The following is a 1987-nucleotide window of genomic DNA, read 5'->3' as shown; positions in this document are numbered from 1 at the left end:
GAGATACCGGCTGACCTGCTTCTGGACTGCATCGGAAAACTCGGGAACCTCGAGCCCTGCAGCGTTTAAGGTGGTGGCGATCCCCGACCCCGGGCCGCCCGAGTTGGTTAGCACGGCGATGCGGGATCCTTTCAGCGGCGGCTGCGTGGCCAGGGCCCACCCGATCCGGTAGACCTCCTCGATGGTGTCCACGCGGATGATGCCCGCCTGCTCGAAAAGGCCGTCGTAGATATAGTCGGGTCCGGCTATGGCGCCGGTGTGGCTCGAACCGGAGCGTGCCCCTGCTTCGGTTCCCCCGACATACTGGGCCACGATGGGCTTTTTTCCGCTCACCCTCCGGGCCACCCGGAGAAAACGCCCGGCATCGCGGATTCCTTCTATGTACAGGCCGATGGCTTTAGTGTGTTCGTCTTGCCCCAGATACTCAAGACAGTCGGTGATATCGATGTCGGCCTCGTTTCCCACGCTGACGGCCGTGCCCAGGACGATGCCGTTCCTGCGCAGGAAATGGACCGTCTGCGCGATGTAGGTTCCGCTCTGCGAGGCCAGCGAGAGCCCTCCGCCGTATCCCAGGATGGGGGCCACGGTGACGTTGAGCGGCAGGTGGGTGTTCACGATGCCCAGACAGTTGGGCCCCAGGAACCTGATTCCGTGGTTGCGTGCGATCTCGATGATCCGCCTCTCCAGGCCCATGCCCTCTTCCCCGGTTTCTTTGAAACCCGCGGTGATGATGATGGCGTGCCGGGTGCCGAGCTTTCCGAAGTCCTCGAGCATGTCGGGCACCAGCGCCGTGGGCACCACGAGAATGGCGAGGTCGGGGGCATAAGGCAGATCGGCTATGGCGGGATATGCTTTCTTTCCCAGCACCACGGACTCCCTGGGATGAACAGGCATGATCTCCCCGGGGAACCCGCTGTCGATCAGGTTGAGCATCTGGATGGTGCCCATCTTGCTCATATTGTTGCTCGCACCGGCCAGGGCGATGGAGGACGGGTTCAAGATGGTTTCGAGCGGTCCTGCTGCCATGTTTACCTTCCTTTCACTCTCCATGTAGAGTCAGGAGATATTCAACGGAATATCAAGCTATTCTATTTTACCAGCTTCGGGCGTAAACGGCAAGCCGTCAGTGGGGTGGTCGTAGAATGCATTGGACTGTGGGCGCACTCCGGCTTGAGCCATGATCAGGCATACTTGTCAGCAGCCCGTGAAGAGGTTCCGCATGAGGACGATGAAAAGGGGGAACCCATTGATGATGGAGCGCGGAGAGCGGTTTCATAGTGTGCGGGTGGGAGACGCTTCAAAGAGACATTGCAAAGAGGATCGCCTGTGCATATGATTATGTGTGATGTACGGCATGAATCTCATCACCTCGTCGCGCCTGTACCGCTCTATTGAGGGGCTTCTCGAGCGGTACCACCGGTTTATGCACTCACACTCTCCGATCAGGCGGAGCATCAGCCTCACAGTGTTTTCCCTGGTGGTTTTCTTTGCCGTGCTCGGACTGTTCCGTGTCACCGATCCCTATCCGCTCAAAGACTGGATATACCTTCGTCTCACCCTGGAAGACCTCGGGCTGGCAGGGGGCCTGATATTCGTTCTCCTCACTGGGGTCCTGCCGCTCATATCGCCGCTGAGCCTGTTGATCGTCACCGGTGCGGCGAGCTTCGGACCGCTGCCGGGCATGGTCCTGTCCTATATCGGGGCACTGATCAACGCCAACCTCGCCTTTGTCCTGGTCAAGTCACTGGGAATCGAAAACCGGTGGGGCCATGATGAAAAGACTGCCAGGATCAAGGAAACCATCAACAGAAACGGCTACCCCATCGTGCTTCTGCTCCAGCTGGCCACTGTTTTCCCTTTTGTTGCCATCAACACCGCTGCGGCCGCTGCCGGGGTGGAATGGAAGGACTTCATGAAGGCTACCTGCCTGGGCGTCCTGCCCTCTGTGGTGCTGTATTCGATCTTTGGAGAGGCGCTCGTGTCAAGG

Annotated in this window: 2 protein-coding genes; one reads left to right on the top strand and one right to left on the bottom strand. The window is 59.3% G+C overall.

The window, feature by feature from the left end; translation table 11 throughout:
- The coding region (locus BUC50_RS05720) for an acetate--CoA ligase family protein (protein WP_286677223.1) at positions 1-1026 on the bottom strand (1026 nt) is incomplete at its 3' end.
- 319 nt (positions 1027-1345) lie between these two features.
- Here BUC50_RS05720 and BUC50_RS05715 point away from each other — a divergent pair.
- The coding region (locus tag BUC50_RS05715; protein ID WP_286677222.1) for a TVP38/TMEM64 family protein at positions 1346-1987 on the top strand (642 nt) is incomplete at its 3' end.

The organism is Aminobacterium sp. EBM-42 (genome assembly GCF_001896635.1).
GTDB lineage: Bacteria > Synergistota > Synergistia > Synergistales > Aminobacteriaceae > Aminobacterium > Aminobacterium colombiense.
This window is presented reverse-complemented; position numbering and strand designations above follow the sequence as displayed.